This is a genomic window from Okeania sp. KiyG1, assembly GCF_014132355.1.
Taxonomy (GTDB): domain Bacteria; phylum Cyanobacteriota; class Cyanobacteriia; order Cyanobacteriales; family Microcoleaceae; genus Okeania.
In genome coordinates, this window is the sequence record NZ_BLZO01000042.1 from 63,397 (window position 1) to 81,775 (window position 18,379).

Sequence of the window (18,379 nt, forward strand, 5' to 3'; positions counted from 1 at the left end):
GGTTATGCGTAATTCCTGATCATGTTCGGATAATCAGTTATAAAAAACCTTCTGCCTTCTAACCTTGCTCTTTCCCTTCTGCCTTCTGCCTCTCAATCGCAATTACAAAAATTCACGCCCCATAAAAGCTTGCAGCACTTCCGGTATTTTCACACTACCATCAACCTGCTGATAATTTTCCAAAATAGCCGCCATAGTTCGTCCTACTGCTAAACCAGATCCATTCAGAGCGTGAACATACTTAGTACCTTTTTTTCTTTCCTTCCTTAAACCGAATATTTGCCCGACGTGCCTGAAAATCTTTCACATTAGAACAACTAGAAATTTCTCGATATGTTCCCGATGATGGCAACCACACCTCCAGGTCATAACACTTAGTCGCAGAAAAACCTAAGTCTCCAGTACACAATTCTATAATTCGATAAGGTAATTTTAGTGCTTGTAAAATAGCTTCTGCATCTGCAACCAATTTTTGATGTTCTTCTTCAGAGCGATCAGGATGCACAATTTTTACCATTTCCACCTTATTAAATTGATGGAGTCGAATTAACCCCCTAGTATCTTTGCCATAAGCACCAGCTTCTCGACGAAAACAAGGAGTATAAGCACAATGATAAATAGGTAGTTGTTCCGCAGTCAAAATTTCATCCCGATACAAGTTCATGGTTGAAACTTCCGAGGTAGGTATTAACCATAGATCGTCTGCTTCGCACTTAAAACTATCCTCAGCAAATTTTGGCAGTTGACCTGTAGCTGTCAAAGACTGACTATTTACTAATAATGGGGCCATAACTTCAACATAGCCAGCTTGAATATGGCGGTTGAGCATAAATTGAATTATGGCACGTTCTAATGCTGCTCCTGCTCCCATTAATGCCACAAAGCGACTTTGAGCAATTTTTACCCCTCGTTCAAAATCGAGAATACCTAGTTTTTCCCCAATTTCGTAGTGGGGAATAATTTTTGGATTTTGGGGTATATATTCATCGCCCCAACGTTTGACTTCGATGTTTTCTGCCTCACTTTTTCCTAATGGTGTAGACTCACTAGGTAAATTAGGAAGAGGTAGGAGCAAGGCTTCTATTTTGGCCTTTATCTCTTTTTCCTTGGGCTCTAGTTCACTGAGTTGGGTCTTGATTTGATTTCCCTCATCTTTTAAAGCTTGAACTTCGGGACCCTTGGGGTCGCTGCCTGATTTAATTTTTTCTCCTACCTGTTTACCGATCTGGTTACTACGAGCTTGGAGTTGCGATCGCTCTGTTTCCAGTTGTCGCTGTTGCTCATCCAATTCTAGAATTGGCTGTAAGTTGTACTCTCCACGACGGTTGAGTAATTCTTGTACAGTTGGCAGATTTTCTCGAATTTGTCTAATATCTAACACAGTTTCTCCCTATACCCTTAATTTATCCCACTTATAGCGCTTCGTGCAGGCAATAGGCAATAGAGGGAATAAACGAAGGCACCTATGCAGAGAGCAGAAGGAACAATTGGATGGGGTTTTATATCATGTCCGGGGTGGTGGTGCATAGTAATGGTAGAGAGAGTATGGGGGGATGGGGAGATGGGGAGATGGGGGGATGGGGAGTGTGGGAGAAATTAAAAAATATATATCTTCACCATTACCATGCAGGACTACCAAATCCAGTTATACAGTAATTGCAAAATTACTTCCTTTGGATACAGATGTTCTATATGAATACTAATTTAAAAATTTAATAGTTCAAATCCTTTCTTGACTCCGTGCCTCCTGACTCCGTGCCTCCTGACTCCTGACTTCTTAGTAATACAATAACTAATTACCCGGGTCCCATATTATATAGAATCCGGTTATATAGTATATGTTGATAATTCTATAATTACTTAAATATTTAATCTCCCCACTCCCCCACTCCCCTACTCCCCTACTCCCAACTATACAATAACTAATTACCCGGGTCCCATATTATACCCTTGTTCCCTTCGGTCATGGGAAGAGAGCAGGAGGAACAAAACAGCTCCCGCTGCCTCCTGTCCTCTGCCTTCTGCCCTCTGCCTTCTGCCTTCGTTCATAAAAATCAGTAAAAATGATGATGTAATTTTTATGATATGATGCTAACAAAATCAAATATCTAACATTTAATTCAGTAATTTCTTCAGAAGTAAAACATGAGATTTGTATATTCATTAACAACGACATTATTAACAGTATTCTGGTTAACTATTCCAGTATTTGCTCAATCTAAATCTAATTCTATGGAACGCATCAAAACTATTCAGCGTTTATTAAGCACTTATGAATGTCAAGGTTGTGATTTGGGCGAAGCTGACTTAAGCGAAGCTGACTTAAGTGAAGCTGACTTATTAGGGGCTAACTTACAAAAAGCTAACTTGAAAGGAGCTAATTTAAGAGGTGCTATTCTCAGCGGTGCTAATTTGATTGAAGCAAATTTAGCAGGGGCTAATTTATCAGGTGCAATTATGCATGGTACAACTATGCAAAAGGCAGATTTGACAGATACTAACTTATCTTGGGCTGATTTGTACCAGGCATATATGGAGAAAGCTAAGTTAAATAGAGCTAATCTATCTAATGCAAATCTTAATCAGGCAAAATTGGAGCAAACAGATTTTTGTGAAGCTACTCTACCTAGTGGTAAAAAAGGAGATTGCTCTAATGACAAAAAATAGAGATTGCTCTAATGGCAAAAATTATAGAGGTTGTCAATCAGGAGTTCTGATGCAAAAGTTTCTATATAATGGTTGAGTTTACCATTTATTCAGGTATAATTTTATACCACAACAGATATTTCATCAACTACTTTAATCCGTCCTCTATAAATTGCACGAATTAGTCGGTCTATTGAGCGTTTTTCATATTCTTGTAAAGAATCATCAAATATAGCAGCCATTAATCCATAGCGGTCGGCCAGGGTAATGTAGCCGTTTTCATTAGCTTGAGCAAAAAGGTCTCCTAATGCACATGGAAGAAGATGGACAGGAGGGTCTACACACATAATATTCACCTTTAAATCCTACAGTTCTAGTATTACTAATTTTCTATTGTGACATGGTGATGCAACATTCAGATAGTAAGCGATCGCACGGACTATATTTGGTGATTTTAATCACTATTAGTATGTGACAACTAACAATAGGCTTAGTGATTTATATTGCAAATCACTAAATTTAAAATTTTGCGGAAAACTATCCTTAGTATTAGGAATATATAGGTGTACCTCAACCTTGTTGGAGCAACAGTATAACCACAGTTCAATACTTAACTAACCATCCTCTCAAATTTCAAGCTGAAAACTTTGATACAATTTACAAAAATTTCTCTCAAAAAGTGTTGACAAACCTTATAGAATAAAGTTAATATAATATCAAAAGCAAAAGACAGTCAGCCTAATCTGGCAAGAAAGGCACAGTAAGAGTGTCGCTGGAGCGGAGGAACCAAATACAGGGGGCTTATCTCTGAAAAGAAGTCTTTGAATGTAGAAAAACAAAGATGCAGAGAAGGGAATCTCTCAGCCCTAGCCCGTCAGCTAACTTCGTAGGCATTGAGAGGAGAATGAAGAGTCAACTTTCTATGAAAATTTAGACAGATTGTCAATTCAGTATCCTTGGTTGGTATAGGTCTGATTTGTTGCGCCCGATAAACCTGACTCTGACGATCTAGAATAATGTTAGAAAAACTGAATATTCCATTTTTTGCGACGCTTGCCGTAGTTATTGTAATACCTCAACAAGCAGTATGGAAGCGCATCTGTCGCTTCGTCACGCCTGACTTAGTATTATTACCCGCATTAGGATTTTTTTGGACTATAGTCTTATGTTCTATGGTGAATACCTTTTTCACAACGTTCATACCCAGTCCTTGTTTACCAACAGTTATCAGCACAGCCATAAGTGTTTCTAAAGTTTCCAGAGGATACTTAGGAGTAGCTCAAGCTTTCTGGCGGTGTTCTGGTGAAGCTCAAAATATCAGTGCTCTGTCTGTTCCTCAAGTTGGTTCTCAACTAGAACAAGCTTACGCATCTGTTTAACGCATACTATTACAACAACAGGACTTACGCAGAGACTCTACTTATGGCTAGGGCGTTAGCGGAGCTTGGCGTTAGCCAATGCCATTTGCGTTCCGCAAAGCTCCGCTTTATATGTTGCGGAGCAAAACGCCCCTACAGATGGTGATTTAAAAGTCAATTTGCGTAAGTCCTGAACAATATATTTTATAGGTACTACCTTACAAGATTTTATGATTGCAAGGTAGTGCTTGTCATTTCAGTTATCAGTTATCAGTTATCAGTACCTCCTGGAATAGGGAGGCTTGAGATCCTCTTTTTTGGTCATTTGAAAAATCTATGCGATTGATAAACTGTACCTATAATAACTTCTGGTGTATCAAAACTTATATCATGTCCGGTTTAACAGTTATAAATAAACGATGAAGGAGTCAGGAGTCAGGAGTCAACCCACCCCTAACCCCTCCCAGGAGGGGAACTCAGGAGGGAAGAAAGAAGAAGAAAGAGAAAGTTTTTTTTATCACTAATCATTACTATCATTATTTCCTTACTTAAGAGTTAAGGCGATCGCTTTCCCTTACAAAACTTTACAAACAGTCTTTTATAAGTAATTATCCGGAATATATTACCTATATTAGGATAGCAATATTAAAATTGAAGTGAATCTAATTAAGGGTAATTTATGGGGCCAGATTTAGTAAGTTGGGTAATACCAAAAGTAGGGGGTTATCTTGTGAAAAAAGCGGGCGATCGCTTAACTAAAACTTTGAATAAAACAGATATAGAAAAGGCTATTGAAGCTGGAGAAAAAGCTGTGAAGGAATGGGAAAATAAACTCCCATCTCAACAGCTTTTGTTTTATTCGGCTAAACCCGATGGTTGGAATGGATTTAATAAATTTCTGAGTCAATATTTGGAACATTCTGGTGTTTTGACGGAATTAGAAAAACCATTGATTAATCAAGGTAAGCCAGATATTGATATTTTAATAAGAGTATTTCAACAGGAAGCTGAAGCTAAAAATATTCCACTAATTCAATCAAGTCTCAAGTCATGGTTAGAGATTTTTATTAATGCTTATTTTCAGCATACTAATACTTATATTAAGTTTCAGGTGGCTAAACAAAATTATTTTGAACAGTTAGCAAATTGGTTTGATGATGTGAAATTTGCTGGTATTTATGTGCCTGGGCAAGAGGTAGAAAAGTCTGAGAAGTTAGCCTATATTTTTGTCATGCCTGATGTGGTAGAAGATGTCTCAAAAAGTGGTGGTTTTGAACGAGATTTTTTATTAGCTGGAACTGGGGAAAAATTGGAAAGGGAGCTGTTTGTAAATACTACTGGCAGAAAATTTTTAGCCTCAGAATTGTTGACTCAAAGTCAGTCACGGAAATTTGTAATATTAGGTGCGCCTGGGTCGGGAAAAACAACTTTGATGAGTTATTTTGCCGTGATGTTGGCTGAGTCGAACCCCCCAAGCTCCCTTAATAAGGGGGGCTATAGTTCTGGAAATTCTGTGGGTGAGATGTTGGCTGAGTCGATCCCCCCAACCCCCCTTAATAAGGGGGGCTATAGTCAGGAAAATACTTTGGTTCAAAAAAGCGATCGCTCCAACGAATCTTCTTCCCACCTTTTTAAGGGTGACGAACCCTCTTCTTCCCCCCTTGATAAGGGGGGCCAGGGGGGATCGAATAGTCAAGATGCCCTTGATAAGGAGGGCTATAGTCAGGAAAATACTCTGGTTCAAAACAGCGATCGCTCCAACGAATCTTCTTCCCCCCTTGATAAGGGGGGCCAGGGGGGATCGAATAGTCAAGATGCCCTTAATAAGGGGAGCTATAGTCAGGAAAATACTCTGATTCAAAACAGCGATCACTCCAACGAATCTTCTTCCCCCCTTGATAAGGGGGGCCAGGGGGGATCGAATAATCAAGATGCCCTTAATAAGGGGAGCTATAGTCAGGAAAATACTCTGATTCAAAACAGCGATCGCTACACTGAATCTTCTTCCCCCCTTTTTAAGGGTGACGAACCCTCTTCTTCCCCCCTTATTAAGGGGGGCCAGGGGGGATCGAATAGTCAAGATGCCCTTAATAAGGGGGGCTATAGTCAGGAAAATACTTTAGTTCAAAACAGCGATCGCTCCAACGAATCTTCTGAGTCGATCCCCCCAACCCCCCTTGGTAAGGGGGGCTATAGTCAGGAAAATACTCTGGTTCAAAATAGCGATCGCTCCAACGAATCTTCTTCCCCCCTTGATAAGGGGGGCCAGGGGGGATGGAATAGTCAAGGTGCAACAATACTAGGTTTAGATCCAAACACTGACTGGCTGCCAATTTTAATCAGGATACGAGACTTAGCACGACATCCAGACAAAAGTATTCTCGAATATGCTCGCGTATTTGCTGAAAAAACTATGGCGGTTAAAACTTTGCCAGTGGGATTTTTTGAACATTGGTTAGAGGATGGCAGAGCGTTAATATTGTTGGATGGTTTGGATGAAGTGGCAGAGGAAGGCAAACGCTATGATGTGGTCAGACGGATAGAGAATTTTTTAGGGCAGTTTGACAGAAATAGGGCAATTATTACATCTCGTCCTGCTGGTTATCGACGTGACTTTTTCCGCACTGAGGAATTTCCCCACTATCAAATGCAGTCGTTTGATGATGAGAAGATTTCGGCATTTATCAATAATTGGTATGACAGTCGGTTTCGGGATAAAGAGGAAGCAGAAAGGCGCAAGGAAAGTTTACGGAAGGCGCTGGATGATAATGACCGGATTAAGTTGTTGGCACGGAATCCTTTGTTGTTGACAATTATTGCTTTGATTCATCGATATCAGGCGGTTTTGCCGAAAGAAAGATATCGACTTTATGATAAGGCAGTGGAGACTTTGTTAATTTCTTGGGATGCGAATAAGGAGTTGAGTAGTGATGGGAAGTTGAAATATTTAGGTTTGGACGATCTGCGTAGGTTGATGGAATTGTTGGCTTTTTGGGTGCATACTCAGGGAAATGTGGGGAATGATGAGGGCGGCACTTTGATGGATAAAGATGAGTTGACTGAGCAGTTGAGTCGAGAGATTAAGCAGTTGAAGCAGGTGCAGTTGTATCAAGCGAAGGAGGAGGCAGAAAGATTTGTGGATTTGATTCGGGAACGCACGGGTTTGTTGAATGAACAGGGGCAAGATTGTTATGGGTTTGTGCATAAGACTTTTCAGGAATATTTGTGTGCTGAGGAAATTAATTATCAGGCGGATAATGAGGGTGATTTTGAGATTGTGTTGGATAGTATTCGGGAGCATTTGCATGAGTCTCACTGGCGGGAAGTTTTACTATTGCTCATAGCGCAACAAAAGCCGAAAAAGGTGGCAAAGGCGATGCGGGTGATTTTGGATCGTGGTAGTGAGTATGAGGAGTGGTTACATCAAGATTTGTTTTTTGCTGGAAATTGTTTGGCAGAAGATCCCAAAGGTTTGCGGGGTGTTGCTGGTGAGTTGGTGCAGGAGATTTTGGAGAGGTTGGTTGAGTTGGAGGTGAGTAGTGAGGAGAAGGTTGGTGAGAATGTTCGGGAGGAGATTTATCGGATTTTTTGTAGTTTGTATGAAACAGATTTTGAGGGGCAAGTTTTAGGGATGTTGAAAGAGCGGGCAGATTTAATTGATAAGGAGAGGTTGCTGAAATATCGAGCAGAGTTAGGGGAAAAGGAGGAGGTAATTGCAATATTACTAGCGCGATTAAAGGATGACAATTCTGATGTGCGTGGGAGAGCAGTCTTTGCTTTGGGCAAATTGGGCAACAGTTCCGAAACAGTATTTAACTCCCTACTACCTCTACTTCAGGATGAGGGTTCTTTTGTGCGTTGGAGGGCAGCGGAAGCCTTGGGCAATTTGGGCAACAGTTCCGAAACAGTAGTTAACTCCCTACTACCTCTACTTCAGCATGAGAATTCTTTTGTGCGTGGGAGCGCAGCAGATGCCTTGAGGAATTTGGGTAACAGTTCCGAAACAGTAGCTAACTCTCTACTACCTCTACTTCAGGATGAGAATTATTTTATGAGTAGGAGTGCAGCCTTAGCTTTGGGCAATTTGGGCAACAGTTCCGAAACAGTAGTTAACTCCCTACTACCTCTACTTCAGGATGAGAATTCTGATGTGCGTGGGAATGCAGCCTTAGCTTTGGGTAATTTGGGTAACAGTTCCGAAACAGTAGTTAACTCTCTACTACCTCTACTTCAAGATGAGAATTCTGATGTGCGTGGGAATGCAGCCTTAGCTTTGGGCAATTTGGGCAACATTTCCGAAACAGTAGTTAACTCGCTACTAGCTCTACTTCAGGATGAGAATTCTGATGTGCGTGGGAGGGCAGCCGATGCCTTGAGCAAATTGGGTAACAGTTCCGAAACAGTAGTTAACTCCCTACTAGCTCTACTTCAGGATGAGGATTCTTTTGTGCGTTGGATGGCAGCCTTCGCTTTGGGCAATTTGGGCAACAGTTCCGAAACAGTAGTTAACTCCCTACTAGCTCTACTTCAGGATGAGGATTTTATTGTGCGTTGGATGGCAGCCTTCGCTTTGGGCAATTTGGGCAACAGTTCCGAAACAGTAATTAACTCCCTACTAGCTCTACTTCAGGATGAGGATTATTTTGTCCGTTGGAGGGCAGCCAACGCTTTGAGCAAATTGGGCAACAGTTCCGAAACAGTAATTAACTCCCTACTAGCTCTACTTCAGGATGAGAATTCTTTTGTGCGTTGGAGTGCAGCCAACGCTTTGAGCAAATTGGGCAAAAAATCCAACAATATCCGCCCCACTATCATTCAATGGATTCAACAACATCAGGACTCAGAATATGTCGGCAGAGGTATTGATGTGCTGTGGTATTTAGTTGTAGGCGAGGAAAATTGAGATGGTCAAAGACATTTAGATTTTCAACTTCAAAAGGTGAGTCTAGGAAAAGAAACTATTGAACAATAGTAAGGGCGATCGCCCACAAATGCCAAACAAACAGTCTCTGAGGAAAATTGAGATGGAGGGAGACGTTTAGATTTTCAACTTCAAAAGGTAACTCACGGAAAAAAAACTATTGGACAATAGTAAGGGCGATCGCCCAAAAATGCCAAACAAACACTATTTTTCAATGTTCTTTTCCACTATTGTTCAATGGATTCAACAACATCAAGATTCAGAATATCTCGGCAGTGGTATTGATGCGTTGTGGTATTTAGTCGTAGGCGAGGAAAATTGAGATGGAGGGAGACATTTAGATTTTCAACTTCAAAAGGTAACTCATGGAAAAGAAACTATTGGACAATAGTAAGGGCGATCGCCCAAAAATGCCAAACAAACACTATTTTTCAATGTTCTTTTCCACTATTGTTCAATGGATTCAACAACATCAGGACTCAGAATATGTCGGCAGTGGTATTGATGTGCTGTGGTATTTAGTCGTAGGCGAGGAAAATTAAGATGGTGGAAGACATTTAGATTTGCAACTTCAAAAGGTGATATTATGTCCGGATAATTAGTGATAAAAAAACTTTCTCCTTTTCCTCCTGTTTATTTTTTCTTCTTGCTTCTTTCTTCTTCTTTCTTACCTCCTGACTCCTGACTCCTGACTCCTGACTCCTCCGTCATTTATTTATAAGTATTCAACCGGACATGATATGAGTCATGGAAAAGAAACTATTGGACAATAGTAAGGGCGATCGCTCAAAAATGCCAAACAAACACTATTTTTCAATGTTCTTTTCCACTATTGTTCAATAGATTCAACAACATCAAGATTCAGAATATGTCGGTAGAGGTATTTATGCGCTGTGGTATTTAGTTGTAGGCGAGGAAAATTGAGATGGAGGGAGACATTTAGATTTTCAACTTCAAAAGGTCAGTTATGGAAAAGAAACTATTGGACAATAGTAAGGGCGATCGCCTAAAAATGCCAAACAAACACTAGAGTTCAATTTTCCTTTCCACTATTGTTCAATGGATTCAACAACACCAAGATGAGGGAATATGTCGGCAGAGGTATTGATGCGTTGTGGTATTTAGTTGTAGGCGAGGAAAATTGAGATGGAGGGAGACATTTAGATTTTCAACTTCAAAAGGTAACTCATGGAAAAAAAACTATTGGACAATAGTAAGGGCGATCGCCCACAAATGCCAAACAAACAGTCTCTGAGGAAAATTGAGATGGAGGGAGACGTTTAGATTTTCAACTTCAAAAGGTAACTCACGGAAAAAAAACTATTGGACAATAGTAAGGGCGATCGCCCAAAAATGCCAAACAAACACTATTTTTCAATGTTCTTTTCCACTATTGTTCAATAGATTCAACAACATCAGGATTCAGAATATGTCGGCAGTGGTATTGATGTGCTGTGGTATTTAGTCGCAAGGGAGAAAAATTGAGATGGTAGAAAACATTTAGATTTGCAACTTCAAAAGGTGAGTCTAGGAAAAGAAACTATTGGACAATAGTAAGGGCGATCGCCCACAAATGCCAAACAAACAGTCTCTGAGGAAAATTGAGATGGAGGGAGACGTTTAGATTTTCAACTTCAAAAGGTAACTCACGGAAAAAAAACTATTGGACAATAGTAAGGGCGATCGCCCAAAAATGCCAAACAAACACTTGAATTCAATCTTCTTTTCCACTATTGTTCAATGGATTCAACAACATCAAGATTCAGAATATCTCGGCAGTGGTATTGATGCGTTGTGGTATTTAGTCGTAGGCGAGGAAAATTGAGATGGAGGGAGACATTTAGATTTTCAACTTCAAAAGGTAACTCATGGAAAAAAAACTATTGGACAATAGTAAGGGCGATCGCCCAAAAATGCCAAACAAACACTTGAATTCAATCTTCTTTTCCACTATTGTTCAATGGATTCAACAACATCAAGATTCAGAATATCTCGGCAGTGGTATTGATGCGTTGTGGTATTTAGTCGTAGGCGAGGAAAATTGAGATGGAGGGAGACATTTAGATTTTCAACTTCAAAAGGTAACTCATGGAAAAAAAACTATTGGACAATAGTAAGGGCGATCGCCCAAAAATGCCAAACAAACACTATTTTTCAATGTTCTTTTCCACTATTGTTCAATGGATTCAACAACATCAAGATTCAGAATATCTCGGCAGTGGTATTGATGCGTTGTGGTATTTAGTCGTAGGCGAGGAAAATTGAGATGGAGGGAGACATTTAGATTTGCAACTTCAAAAGGTGATATTATGTCCGGATAATTAGTGATAAAAAAACTTTCTCCTTTTCCTCCTGTTTATTTTTTCTTCTTGCTTCTTTCTTCTTCTTTCTTACCTCCTGACTTCCCCTCCTGGGAGGGGTTAGGGGTGGGTTGACTCCTGACTCCTGACTCCTCCGTCATTTATTTACAAGTATTCAACCGGACATGATATGAGTCTAGGAAAAGAAACTATTGGACAATAGTAAGGGCGATCGCCCAAAAATGCTAAACAAACACTTGAGTTTAATTTTCCTTTCCACTATTGTTCAATGGATTCAACAACACCAAGATGAGCGAAGAACTCGTCAGAGGTATTGATGCGTTGTGGTATTTAGTTGTAGGCGAGGAAAATTGAGATGGTGGAAAACACAAGGCAGGAGTCATAGCGTTTCACGGAAGTCAGAACATATGATATTTTCAAGGTGAATTTGCGCAAGTCCTATTTATTTAATCAGGTAACATAACATGAATAAAATTTTTATTAAACGACTTTTAATCTTGATAATCGTTAGTTTCTGTTTATTGATTTCTGCATCTAAGATTTATGCTCAAAATAATCAGAACTTAAAGCATATCAATAATCCTATTATTTTAACGGATGAAAAAACCAAATATCCTTTAGGATTACATTTAGAAATATTTGAAGATCAAACTAGGGAATTAACTATTGAAGATGTTGTCAATCAAGAATTTACTCCTAGTGATAAAAATATCCCCAACTTAGGTATCAAAACATCAGCAATCTGGGTTCGTTTTCGAGTCAAAAATCAAGCAAGTTTGACACAAAAATGGATATTAAGTTTCAATGATACTCGTACAGGTACGGTAGATTTTTATTTTTCTCAAGGAGATGAAAAAGGATTTAAAACCATTAAAACAGGCAGATTTTTACCTTTTAACACTAGAGAATTTAACCATCGTTTTTTTATCTTTAGTTTGCCTTTTACCGACAATAATGAAAAAACTGTTTATCTACGTTTAACTTCAAAAGCAGGTTTAGCTATTTCCTTAAATATTTATTCCTTAGAAACATTTTTCCAGGAGGATCAACATCAACTTTTATTTTTAGGGGTAGGTTATGGAATTATTGTAATAATGATTGGTTATAACTTATTTTTATTTATTTCTTTAAAAGACAAAAGCTATCTACATTTTGTCTTGTTTACTACAGGTTATTTATGTTTTAAGCTGTGTCGAGAAGAAATAGGACATCAATTATTTTGGTATGACTTTCCTAGCTATTTTGAGATTCAATCATTGGGAGTATTATCAATGTATTTTTCTTGATAAAATTCACCCAATCTTTCTTAAAAACTAAAAATATCTTCCTAAAATAGATAGATTTTTATTTATTATATCTTTACCACTTCCTATGACAATTCTGACCATATCAACAAGATGGACTAATTTTATCCAAGCTTTTTATGATATACCTAATCGTATAATAATATTAATAACTGCTTTAATCAGATGGAGACAAGGATATAAACCAACTAAATATTTTCTATTAGCTATGTTTGTTCCTAGTCTGGGTTCGATTCTGTTTAGTTTTAGTGTTTTGGGTTTGATACCTTATAATCTTCCTCTAAATAACCTTCTTTGGGATTTAATTTATACTTTACCGATATCATTATTTTCCTTTGCTTTGGCAGATAGAATTAATTTGATTCAAGAGGAAAGAGAGAAAGCACAAAATGAAGCCTTGAAAAATGCTGAACTTAATCAAAAATTAATTCAAGAACAAAATATTGTTTTAGAAAAAAAAGTTGAAGAAAGAACGGAAGAATTATCCATTGCTAAAGAAAAAGCGGAAGTTGCAAATCAAGCAAAAAGCAGTTTTATTGCTAATATGAGTCACGAATTACGCACTCCTTTAAATGCTATTTTAGGCTTTTCTCAAATTATGATGCGTTCTCCAACCTTATCTCAAGAACAAAAGGAAAATACAACTATTATCAATAAAAGTGGCAACTATTTATTAACCTTGATTAATAATATTTTAGACTTATCTAAAATTGAAGCCGGGAAAATGACAATATATCCCAATAATTTTGATTTTTATTCTTTCTTAAATGAACTGGAAGACTTATTACACATAACTGCAGAAAATAAAGGATTAACATTAATATTTGACCATCAAGATAATGTACCTCAATATATATATACTGACGAAACAAAACTCAGGCAAGTATTAATTAATTTAATCAATAATGGAATTAAATTTACCTCAGAAGGGGGTGTGAGTGTCACAGTTGTGAGTCAAAAAGAATCCCCTCTTAATCCCCTAGAAAGGCAAAAAGAATCCCCCCTTAATCCCCCCTTAGAAAGGGGGGAAAGTTCTGGAAAAAATCCATCCTTAGAAAGGGGGGAAAGTAATGGAAAAAATTCCCCCTTAGAAAGGCAAAAAGAATCCCCCCTTAATCCCCCCTTAGAAAGGGGGGAAAGTTCTGGAAAAAATCCATCCTTAGAAAGGGGGGAAAGTAATGGAAAAAATTCCCCCTTAGAAAGGAGGGAAAGTAATGAAAAAGCCACAATTATTTTTGAAGTGAGAGATACAGGAGCAGGAATAGCTGAAAATGAAATGAGTAAATTATTTGAAGCATTCGCCCAAACTGAAACAGGTAAAAATAGTCAAGAAGGTACAGGATTAGGCTTACCCATTAGTCGTAAATTTGTACAGTTAATGGGAGGAGATATTACTGTTAAAAGTAAAGTGGGAATAGGTACAACTTTTCGATTTTACATCCAAGTTGATATCGTCAATCAAGAAGATATAGAAACTCAAGAAAATCCTCGTCATGTTATTGCTTTAAAACCCAATCAACCCCGTTATAAAATCTTAATTGTAGATGACCGCCCTACTAATCGTTTATTATTAATTAAGTTATTACAGCCATTAGGATTTGAATTAAAAGAAGCAGAAAATGGAAAACAAGCCATAGAAATTTGGGAGGAATGGCAACCTCATTTAATTTGGATGGATATGAGAATGCCAGTGATGAATGGTTACGAAGCAACTCAAATAATTAAAGGTACAACTAAAGGAAATGCCACAGCAATAATTGCCTTAACAGCGAGTGTATTAGAAGAACAGAAAGCAATTATTTTATCAGCAGGATGTGATGATTTTGTCAGAAAACCTTTTCGAGAATCAATAATTTTTGAGACAATGAAAAAGCATTTAGGAGTGGAATATATTTATGCAGAAGAAACTCCAGCTCAAACTCCCACTGAATTGCCAAGTTTAACAGTAGAAGATTTGGAAAAAATGCCTAGTGAATGGTTAGAAGAACTTTATGATGCAGTGAAAGCTTTAGATGACGATCTGAGCTTAGAATTAATTGCACAAATTCCGGCTGAACAATCTTTATTAGCGGAAAAGTTAACTAATTTAGTCAATGATTTTCAATTTAAAACTATTAGACAATTATTAGAATAACCCGGGTGCATCTCATATCAAATCCGGTCGCATCGGTGTAATTAGATTCTTATGGTGGGGAGTGTGGGGAGTGTGGGGAGATGGGGCGATCGAGAAATATTTGGTAATGGTTGAAGATAGAACATTTTTTTATACCGAATTAAACGGATTTGATATCAATAGGCAACAGGGAACAGGGAACAGGGAATATATTTAGAACTTACGCATATACGCTATATATAGTACTTATAACTATTGTCCAATAGTTACTGGACTCTATACATAGTGTCTTTGCGTAAGTCCTGATATTATTATTGGAGATGTCTAATGAATAAAGCAAGTATTCATTTAATTTCTACTACTGGACCGACACAGCTAAAACTGTGCAATAGATTTTTGTTTCTAGGTGTCTTTATCTCCCAATCTCCCCATCCCCCCATCCCCCATCTCCCCATCTAATGCACCATTTAAGGTGTGTCAGTCTACTACATTTGGTATTGAAGCCATTCCCATAGGACTCCTGACTCCTAAGAAATAGCCTAACTATTTGTAGCAAACATTTATCAAGTTGGTATTAGACGCATAGTTGGGCAGAAAAATCATTCTTACAATTCTTATTCCTACCTCCTCCCTCATTCCCGTTTCTCCTGTCTTCCCCTCCTGGGAGGGTTAGGGGTGGGTTGTCTCCTGTCTCCTACAGCGCTTTTCAAATTGATGAACCACATCGTCAAACAAAAATCCTGTAAGGGCGCAATTCGGAGCTTTGCGGAGCGCAAATGCCATTTGCTACGCATAACTACGTTAACGCCCCTACTGTGGTTTACTGAAATGAAAACCGCTGTAAGAAATATCCTAGCTATTTGTAGCAAACATTTATCAATTTGTAGAACATGAATAAAATTTGTATTAAACGACTCTTAATCTTGATAATTGTTGGTTTCTGTTTATTGATTTCTGCATCTAAGATTTCTGCTCAAAATAATCAGAATTTAAAGCATATCAATAATCCTGTTATTTTAACGGATGAAAATACCAAATATCCTTTAGGATTACATTTAGAAATATTTGAAGCTCAAACTAGGGAATTAACTATTGAAGATGTTGTCGAACGAGAATTTACTCCTAGCAATAAAAATCTCCCCAACTTAGGCGTAAAAACATCAGCAATCTGGGTTCGTTTTCGAGTCAAAAATAAATCTAGTTTGACACAAAAATGGATATTAAGTTTAAATGATACTCGTGCAGGTACAGTAGATTTTTATTTTCCTCAAGCAGACAAAAAAGGATTTAATATAATTAAAACTGGTAGATTTTTACCTTTTAGCACTAGAGAATTTAACCATCGTTTTTTTGTATTTAGTTTACCTTTTACCGACAATAATGAAAAAACTATTTATCTACGTTTAACTTCAAAAGCAGGTTTAGTTATTCCCTTAAATATCTATTCTTTAGAAACATTTTTACAGGAGGATAAGAATAATATTTTATCTTTAGGAATAGCTTATGGAACTTTTATAATAATGATTGGTTATAACTTATTTTTATTTATTTCTTTAAAAGACAAAATTTATCTACATTTTGTCTTGTTTATTATCGGTTATTTATGGTTTCGATTATGTCGAGATGGAATAGGACATCAATTATTGTGGAATAATTTTCCTAACTATTATGAGATTCAATCATTGGCTCTATTATTAATGTTATTTTCTTGGATAAAATTTACCCAATCTTTCTTGAAAACTAAAAAATATCTTCCTACAATAGATAGATTTTTATTTATTATATCTTTAGTTATAGTTGTGGCAATCATTATATCAATACCAACAAAATGGAATAATATTATCGTAATTTTTAATGGTATAGTTATTAGTTTTATAATATTAACAACTGCTTTTATAAGATGGAGACAAAGATATAAGCCAAGTAAATATTTTTTATTAGCTATGTTTGCTCCTCTTTTAGGAATAATCATTCGTTCTTTTAGTGCTCTTGGTTTTATACCTTATGGTTTTTATGTAGAGAACCGTTCAAATTTTACTTTTAGTTTATCGGTATTATTATTTTCGTTTGCTTTAGCAGATAGAATTAATCTGATTCAAGATGAAAGAGAGAAAGCACAAAATGAAGCCTTGAAAAATGCTGAACTTAATCAAAAATTAATTCAAGAACAAAATATTATTTTAGAAAAAAAGTTGAAGAAAGAACAGAACAATTATCCATTGCTAAAGAAAAAGCGGAAGTAGCAAATCAAGCAAAAAGCAGTTTTATCGCTAATATGAGCCACGAATTACGCACTCCTTTAAATGCTATTTTAGGCTTTTCTCAAATTATGATGCGTTCTCCAACCTTATCTCAAGAACAGAAAGAAAATACAACTGTTATTAATAAAAGTGGCAACTATTTATTAACCTTAATTAACAATATTTTAGACTTATCTAAAATTGAAGCAGGGAAAATGGCCGTCAATGCGAAAACCTTTGACTTTTATTCTTTCTTAAATGAACTGGAAGACTTATTACATATTACTGCCAAAAATAAAGGCTTAACATTAATATTTGACCGCCAGAATGATGTACCTCAATATATCTATACTGACGAAACAAAACTCCGTCAAGTCTTAATTAATTTAATCAATAATGGGATTAAATTTACCAAACAAGGAGAAGTAAGTGTAACAATTGTGAGTCAAAAAGAATCCCCCCTTAATCCTTCCTTTGAAAGGCAAAAAGAATCCCCCCTTAATCCCCCCTTTGAAAAGGGGAAAAGTCATGGAAAAGCCACAATTATTTTTGAAGTCAGAGATACAGGAGCAGGAATAGCTGAAGCTGAAATGCCCAAATTATTTGAAGCATTTGCCCAAACAGAAACAGGCAAAAATAGTCAAGAAGGAACAGGATTAGGATTACCTATTAGTCGTAAATTTGTACAGTTAATGGGAGGAGATATTACCGTCAAAAGTCGAGTAGACAAAGGTACAACCTTTAGGTTTGAAATTCAAGTAAATTTTGCCCATAAAACAGATATAGAAATTGAACAAAACCCCCATCACGTCATAGCTTTAAAACCCAATCAACCCCGTTATAAAATATTAATAGTGGATGACCGCCCCACCAATCGTTTATTATTGATTAAATTATTACAACCATTAGGATTTGAATTAAAAGAAGCAGAAAATGGAAAACAAGCCATAGAAATTTGGGAGGTATGGCAACCTAATTTAATTTGGATGGATATGAGAATGCCAGTTATGAATGGTTACGAAGCAACTCAAATAATTAAAGGCACAATCAAAGGAAATGCCACAGCAATAATTGCCTTAACAGCAAGTGTATTAGAAGAAGAAAAATCAATTATTTTATCAGCAGGATGTGATGATTTTGTCAGAAAACCTTTTCGAGAATCAATAATTTTTGAGACAATGAAAAAGCATTTAGGAGTGGAATATATTTATGCAGAAGAAACTCCAGATAAAACTCCCAGTGAATTACCAAGTTTAACAGTAGAAGATTTAGAGAAAATGCCTACAGAATGGTTAGAAGAACTGTATGATGCAGCAAAAGCTTTAGATGACGATCTGAGCTTAGAATTAATAGAGAAAATTCCGGTTGAAGAATCTTTATTAGCGGAAAAATTAAGTAATTTAGTCAATGATTTTCAATTCAAGACCATTAGACAATTAATTGAATCTCTGAAATCAGGATAAACCATAAAAATAT

General features: G+C 37.0%; 16 protein-coding genes, 1 pseudogene and 1 riboswitch. Of the genes and pseudogenes, 15 read left to right on the plus strand and 2 right to left on the minus strand.

The genetic code is table 11. The annotated features are described in order from the left end of the window. Positions 1-102: 102 nt before the first annotated feature. Positions 103-1,381, minus strand: a pseudogene (gene serS / locus SAGCYANO_RS07235) (serine--tRNA ligase). A gap of 110 nt (positions 1,382-1,491) precedes the next feature. Here serS and SAGCYANO_RS07240 point away from each other — a divergent pair. Further along, on the plus strand, positions 1,492-1,656 hold the full coding sequence (locus SAGCYANO_RS07240; protein ID WP_202219459.1) for a hypothetical protein: 165 nt from the start codon (positions 1,492-1,494) through the stop codon (positions 1,654-1,656). Between the two features lie 489 nt (positions 1,657-2,145). After that, the gene (locus tag SAGCYANO_RS07245) at positions 2,146-2,667 is read left to right on the plus strand and encodes a pentapeptide repeat-containing protein (RefSeq protein ID WP_202219460.1); all 522 of its coding nucleotides are present in this window, start codon (positions 2,146-2,148) and stop codon (positions 2,665-2,667) included. A gap of 101 nt (positions 2,668-2,768) precedes the next feature. Here the strand turns inward: SAGCYANO_RS07245 and SAGCYANO_RS07250 are convergent, their stop codons facing one another. Further along, on the minus strand, positions 2,769-2,993 hold the full coding sequence (locus SAGCYANO_RS07250) for a hypothetical protein (RefSeq protein ID WP_202219461.1): 225 nt from the start codon (positions 2,991-2,993) through the stop codon (positions 2,769-2,771). A 378-nt stretch (positions 2,994-3,371) separates the two neighbouring features. Beyond that, a riboswitch (cyclic di-AMP (ydaO/yuaA leader) is annotated at positions 3,372-3,554 on the plus strand. Between the two features lie 108 nt (positions 3,555-3,662). Between SAGCYANO_RS07250 and SAGCYANO_RS07255 the strand changes: the two genes are divergently transcribed. The 13 genes from SAGCYANO_RS07255 to SAGCYANO_RS07305 all read left to right on the plus strand — a co-directional run bounded on the left by SAGCYANO_RS07255 (position 3,663) and on the right by SAGCYANO_RS07305 (position 18,366). Next, a complete protein-coding gene (locus SAGCYANO_RS07255) occupies positions 3,663-4,025 on the plus strand; it encodes a hypothetical protein (RefSeq protein WP_202219462.1) in 363 nt (120 codons plus the stop codon). Positions 4,026-4,683: 658 nt separating this feature from the next. Continuing rightward, positions 4,684-8,907 (plus strand): HEAT repeat domain-containing protein, encoded by a 4,224-nt coding sequence (locus SAGCYANO_RS07260; protein WP_237395912.1) that lies wholly within the window; start codon positions 4,684-4,686, stop codon positions 8,905-8,907. 178 nt (positions 8,908-9,085) lie between these two features. After that, positions 9,086-9,247, plus strand: coding sequence for a hypothetical protein (locus SAGCYANO_RS07265; protein WP_202219463.1), 162 nt, complete (start codon positions 9,086-9,088; stop codon positions 9,245-9,247). A gap of 58 nt (positions 9,248-9,305) precedes the next feature. Continuing rightward, positions 9,306-9,467 carry a hypothetical protein gene (locus SAGCYANO_RS07270; RefSeq protein WP_237395913.1) on the plus strand — a complete coding sequence of 54 codons (162 nt, stop codon included), beginning with the start codon at positions 9,306-9,308 and terminating at the stop codon, positions 9,465-9,467. A 1,121-nt stretch (positions 9,468-10,588) separates the two neighbouring features. Beyond that, positions 10,589-10,750 carry a hypothetical protein gene (locus tag SAGCYANO_RS07275; protein WP_202219465.1) on the plus strand — a complete coding sequence of 54 codons (162 nt, stop codon included), beginning with the start codon at positions 10,589-10,591 and terminating at the stop codon, positions 10,748-10,750. A 58-nt stretch (positions 10,751-10,808) separates the two neighbouring features. After that, a complete protein-coding gene (locus SAGCYANO_RS07280) occupies positions 10,809-10,970 on the plus strand; it encodes a hypothetical protein (RefSeq protein ID WP_202219465.1) in 162 nt (53 codons plus the stop codon). A gap of 58 nt (positions 10,971-11,028) precedes the next feature. Further along, positions 11,029-11,190 carry a hypothetical protein gene (locus SAGCYANO_RS07285; protein WP_202219463.1) on the plus strand — a complete coding sequence of 54 codons (162 nt, stop codon included), beginning with the start codon at positions 11,029-11,031 and terminating at the stop codon, positions 11,188-11,190. A 247-nt stretch (positions 11,191-11,437) separates the two neighbouring features. After that, entirely contained in the window at positions 11,438-11,563 is a 126-nt protein-coding gene (locus SAGCYANO_RS47375; RefSeq protein WP_255502481.1) for a hypothetical protein, read from the plus strand. A gap of 147 nt (positions 11,564-11,710) precedes the next feature. Continuing rightward, the gene (locus tag SAGCYANO_RS07290; protein WP_202219468.1) at positions 11,711-12,532 is read left to right on the plus strand and encodes a 7TM-DISM domain-containing protein; all 822 of its coding nucleotides are present in this window, start codon (positions 11,711-11,713) and stop codon (positions 12,530-12,532) included. 46 nt (positions 12,533-12,578) lie between these two features. Beyond that, a complete protein-coding gene (locus tag SAGCYANO_RS07295; RefSeq protein ID WP_375339890.1) occupies positions 12,579-14,684 on the plus strand; it encodes an ATP-binding protein in 2,106 nt (701 codons plus the stop codon). 61 nt (positions 14,685-14,745) lie between these two features. Beyond that, on the plus strand, positions 14,746-14,880 hold the full coding sequence (locus SAGCYANO_RS47380; protein WP_255502482.1) for a hypothetical protein: 135 nt from the start codon (positions 14,746-14,748) through the stop codon (positions 14,878-14,880). Positions 14,881-15,610: 730 nt separating this feature from the next. Continuing rightward, on the plus strand, positions 15,611-16,906 hold the full coding sequence (locus SAGCYANO_RS44305; protein ID WP_237395914.1) for a 7TM diverse intracellular signaling domain-containing protein: 1,296 nt from the start codon (positions 15,611-15,613) through the stop codon (positions 16,904-16,906). Beyond that, positions 16,882-18,366: an ATP-binding protein gene (locus SAGCYANO_RS07305; RefSeq protein WP_375339891.1), complete on the plus strand. Its 1,485-nt coding sequence runs from the start codon at positions 16,882-16,884 to the stop codon at positions 18,364-18,366. Before SAGCYANO_RS44305 ends, SAGCYANO_RS07305 begins: the two co-directional genes overlap by 25 nt. The last annotated feature ends 13 nt before the right edge of the window (positions 18,367-18,379 follow it).

Bases quoted from the DNA above. Each gene is read 5' to 3' on its own strand.
- SAGCYANO_RS07240 (WP_202219459.1), top strand. From the start codon at position 1,492: ATGGGGTTTTATATCATGTCCGGGGTGGTGGTGCATAGTAATGGTAGA.
- SAGCYANO_RS07245 (WP_202219460.1), top strand. From the start codon at position 2,146: ATGAGATTTGTATATTCATTAACAACGACATTATTAACAGTATTCTGG.
- SAGCYANO_RS07250 (WP_202219461.1), bottom strand. From the start codon at position 2,993: ATGTGTGTAGACCCTCCTGTCCATCTTCTTCCATGTGCATTAGGAGAC.
- SAGCYANO_RS07255 (WP_202219462.1), top strand. From the start codon at position 3,663: ATGTTAGAAAAACTGAATATTCCATTTTTTGCGACGCTTGCCGTAGTT.
- SAGCYANO_RS07260 (WP_237395912.1), top strand. From the start codon at position 4,684: ATGGGGCCAGATTTAGTAAGTTGGGTAATACCAAAAGTAGGGGGTTAT.
- SAGCYANO_RS07290 (WP_202219468.1), top strand. From the start codon at position 11,711: ATGAATAAAATTTTTATTAAACGACTTTTAATCTTGATAATCGTTAGT.